Origin of the sequence: Dysgonomonas sp. 521, from assembly GCF_010501055.1 — a bacterium.
Classification (GTDB): Bacteria; Bacteroidota; Bacteroidia; order Bacteroidales; family Dysgonomonadaceae; genus Dysgonomonas.
Genome location: NZ_QVMO01000164.1, coordinates 1 through 4463, shown reverse-complemented (window position 1 = coordinate 4463; position 4463 = coordinate 1). Strand labels below are relative to the sequence as shown.

The 4463-nt window shown below is 42.2% G+C and carries 2 protein-coding genes; both read right to left on the bottom strand.

Translation table 11 applies throughout. The features are described from left to right. Window positions 1-50: 50 nt before the first annotated feature. Entirely contained in the window at window positions 51-4373 is a 4323-nt protein-coding gene (locus D0T84_RS21455) for an N-6 DNA methylase (protein ID WP_370525543.1), read from the bottom strand. Beyond that, window positions 4363-4458: a DUF1896 family protein gene (locus tag D0T84_RS21450; RefSeq protein WP_370525544.1), complete on the bottom strand. Its 96-nt coding sequence runs from the start codon at window positions 4456-4458 to the stop codon at window positions 4363-4365. Before D0T84_RS21450 ends, D0T84_RS21455 begins: the two co-directional genes overlap by 11 nt. Window positions 4459-4463 lie beyond the last annotated feature (5 nt).

Below are 4463 nucleotides of genomic sequence, written 5' to 3'. Positions count from 1 at the left end.
AGGTTCAATCGTTCCATTCCAACTCGTGGAGCGGAACTTCAAACAATCATTTACGCGACTTCGTGTCGCACCCACGGCGTATCTAAATGATGGATTGCGACAGCTCGCCTTTGTGCATTCACTCCCGTTCCCAGCATAGAGGTAGAGCCAAACAATACCCTGATACGTCCTGCGTTCATCGCTTCTATCATCGTTTTTCTGGCATTATCTGTCTTAGCTTCCTGTATAAAGCGTATCTCATGGGCCGGGATACCGTGGTCTTCTATGAGTTTTCTCTTTATCTCACTATATGGATTCCATTCATTGGGTTTATATGTTCCTAAATCCGAGAAGACAAACTGAGTACCTTTTTCTTTTGCGTATTTATTGTAGTATTCAGCTATTTTAGCCGCACAATGGGATGCTTTATTATCTATATGGTCGCCGTAAGACATATCTATCATACGCATATCGAGTGACATTTTCCTCGCATAATCGGTTGCTATCAGCATTTTGGCTTTTTCTTCACTTTGAGATAACGGCTGTCTGCCCAGTATAGTCGCATCGCCCGTTTCGGCGAAGCGCATCAGTTTCTCTATAAAGATTTCCTGCTGGGGTGTAGGAGGAATATTATACAATACTTCATTCTTCTCCGGTCGGTCTATACCTATATCCTTTGCTGTACGGAAGTCTGTAATCTCGGAATAGAAGGATGCCAGTTCAGGTACTTTGATAAAATACCGGAATCGTTCTTTCTGTACTATCTGGTTAGTTACGGAAAACTCATAGTCCGTTGTCTTCTTGGCAAAGACAGCAACCCATGCATCAAAGGAGTTGATACCTTGTTTCTCCAGTTCCTTTGGACGCAGGTATTTGAATAAAAGGTATAATTCAGTCAGTGAGTTCGATATGGTTGTTCCTGAAAGAAAAGTTGCTCCTAAATCCTTATCTCTTCTTTCCTGTATGGTACGGATAGCAAAGAGCATATTCATAGCCCGCTGGCTTCCTTCGGGATTGCCTAATCCTGCTACACGGTCATGCCTTGTGGTAAAGGTCAGGTTCTTGAACTGGTGGCTTTCATCTATAAAGAGATGGTCTATACCCATCATCTTAAAGTCTACCACATCATCTGTCCTGTCTTTAATCTGTTCAGCCAGGCTACTTAGCTTTACTTCCAGATTGGCTTTTCGTTTCTCTAACCCTCTAAGCATCATTTTGGATATATCTTTTCCCTGGCTACGCAATACATTCAGGTTTTCTTCCACTGAATCCAACTCTGCCTGGAATATCTCCTGCTGCATTTCGGGTGATTGTGGTATCTTACCGAACTGGTCATGGGTAAGGATAACAGCATCCCAGCTATTATTCTTTATGTCATTAAATATCTTTACCCTTTTATGTGGGGTAAAGTCTTCCTTACCGGGATAGAGTATCCTGGCATTGGGATATGCTGTGCGGAAGGTAGAAGCTATTTCATGTACATTGGCTTTGAGACCTATAATCATGGGTTTATTGGCTTGTCCCAACCGTTTCATCTCATAGGCTGCCGTACACATAATCAGCGTCTTTCCTGCACCTACCTCATGGTCACAGATGCCTCCTCCGTTTTGCTTGAGCATCCAAACACAATCTTTTTGCGACTGGTATAAATCAGAAATACCCAAGCCCCTCAAATCCAACCCGGGAAAATTCTGGTGTGAACCATCGTATTGTGGACGGACAAAACAGTTGAACTTCCGGTTATAAGAATCAGCCAGCTTATTCTTAAATTCGGGAGATTGCTGGTCCAGCCAGTCGGTAAAGCCGTTGCGGATTTCATCAATTTTGCTATTCGCCATTTGTATGGCTTGCCCGTCCGGCACTTTTACATCTTTATCTTCTCCTGTATCAGGGTCTGTTACCTTGATAGTCTTGGTTATATTGGGAGTTGTATTGAGAAGGGCATGCTTTAACAGATGGATACCCGTATACAGCTTACTCTCTCCCTGTACGGCAAACTTTTCATTGATAATCATATTACTCCTGTCTGCTTTGACTGTAAAGTCATCACGGGAAGCATAATAGAATATGTTGACATCTGTTTCGAATAGTTTACCCATATAGTCTTCATAGACTCCCGTATCGATCCACCGTTCCCCGAAGTTGAAGTCCAGTTCTTCAAATCGTATTGGTTGTGGTATCGCTTCCTGCAATGCTTTTAGTGATGTTTGTGAAGGAATATCATCGGGATGATTTTGCAGATAGCGTTCAATGGCTTCTGATTTTTCTATAACATTGCCTGCAATAAATCTGTCCCTGACTTCATAGTTCTGTACCAATGGATTAAAATATATCCGTCCTTCCAACTCGTGGATGAGTTCATCACGGTCTTTGCCGTCCATTAAGGACTGCATATAATTCAGAGAGACTTCGCCGTATTTATTCAATGATGCAATAAGAGCTTCATCGGAAGTATCTGCAACAGTAATTTCATTAGGATTAAAAGCAACAGGCATAGAGAATATATCAGCTTTAATGAAAGCCCCTCCAACCTCCCCAAAGGAGAGGCTCTGTTTCCCCACTTCGGGGGGACTAAGGGGGGCTTTTCTTTCCAAAGAGAGTATTTCCCTGCCTCCGGCATCCATCTTAATAACATCGAGGTTCTTTTTATCATTCAAATTGCCGTAACGGCGTACAAAGGAATCATAGTACAGGTTCAGGTTGCCACGTAGGGAAGCATGTTCGGTCAGATGCTCGGCTTCATGGTTATAGAGAGTATGGTAAGTATCCCGTATCTCTATATACCTGCTGATCTTTGCCCGTTGATCGAAGGATATGTCCAGTGCCTGAAATTCTGCATCATCCCTATAGCGTTCTTTTAAGAAACCAACCTGTCCGTTATCTTCTACCAGTGAGCCTTTTTTGTGAAACTCAAATAGTTCGCCCGAATAAGGGCGTGAAGCCCCTCCAGCCTCCCCAAGGGGGAGGCTCTCTGATCCCGATAAGGTTTGTCCTATGGTAGAAATTAGCGTTTTAGAAGTCTCCCCTTTGGGGAGATTTAGAGGGGCTTTGTTTCTCTTTCCTCTTCTCGATTTTACCTGTGTCCGTTCTTCCTGTGTAAAACCGAACAAATCGTATAAACTCATTACAGGCTCGAAAACATTGACTTCCAATGCCTGATAGGAGTTTTTTTCTTTTGTTTCTTGTTCTTCTACTTGGTTAGGTTGAGAAATATTGGTTTGCAGCTTTTCTTGTTTATGAATAGCAGAATGCTGATTATACAAATCTAAGTTCAGGTTTGATTGCAGGTCGCTTTTTAGCATTTGCCCCATATAATCCGCCATTTCTTTCCGGCTCCCTTCATACAGAAATACTTGTGCGGGTTTCCCGTAAGGGTCAGAACCTATAAAACCTTTGTTTTGTACTACCCGAACATGATTATAGAAGTAATCGTTGTTGTATATACCCGTTATTGGTAATGGAGAGCTCTTTACAAATAGTTCCTCTCCGAAATTCATTTTTTCTTTAGCTGTATTCTTTTGTAACACAATCAGGTCGCTGCCGACTTCCGTTCCGGCGTAGTCGGTAAATAAATTATTGGGCAGACGGATAGCCGATACAAGGTTTGTATTTTCCATCAGCCATTGACGTACAGGCTGGTTATTCGGGGAATTCATTACTCCCTGCGAAGTGATAAACGCCAATATGCCGCCCTCCCGTAAGGATTCCACTCCTTTGACAAAGAAATAATTATGTATCGTATTTGTCGAATCACGATGCAAAGCATCCTGTCTCATAAAACCTGCATCGAAAACACTCATTTCCCCAAACGGGATATTGGAAGAAACAATATCAAAATAATTGTTATATCTGTTTTCGATGGTTTCAAAGCCTTCGATTTTTACTTTATCATTTGGACGAAGATGGGATAATAGTTTTCCCGTCAATATATCCTTTTCAAAACTGACGTGTTCTCTATTACCACTAAAGGCTCGGGAGAATTCTCCCATACCGGCTGATGGGTCAAGAAAACGGTTTATTTCTATACCACTATCTTTTATGGCATCGGCAATAGCTTGTACCGCTTCGGGTGGTGTATAGAATGCGGTCAGTACCGAATTCTTGATGCTGTTGAAGTATTGCTTGTATTCTTTTTCGGATGAAGTATTGTCCCTGATTACACGATGGAGTTCTGCTACCATCGGAAAAAGTTCCAGTTCAGACTTTGCCCAGTGGGCAGTATCAGCCAGAGAGTTTGCAGGATTGAGAACACATTTAAGTCCTCCAAATCCTGAATAGCCTTGCATTATCTTTCTTTCATTATCGGTAGCTGCCCGTTGCTCCCTTTCGAGAGCAAGGACAGTACGGATGGCCTCGATATTGGCCCGAAGGTGAGTTTTCTTATTATAACTCATTTTCTTCCAGCCATAAATCGATGAAACCTGTCAGTTCTGTATAGAGCTTTTCATATTCGTGAGAATAGGCAAACTCATCGGAAATAGGAT

Excerpts from the sequence above, each read along its gene's own strand:
- D0T84_RS21455 (WP_370525543.1), bottom strand. The coding sequence starts at position 4,373 with ATGAGTTATAATAAGAAAACTCACCTTCGGGCCAATATCGAGGCCATC.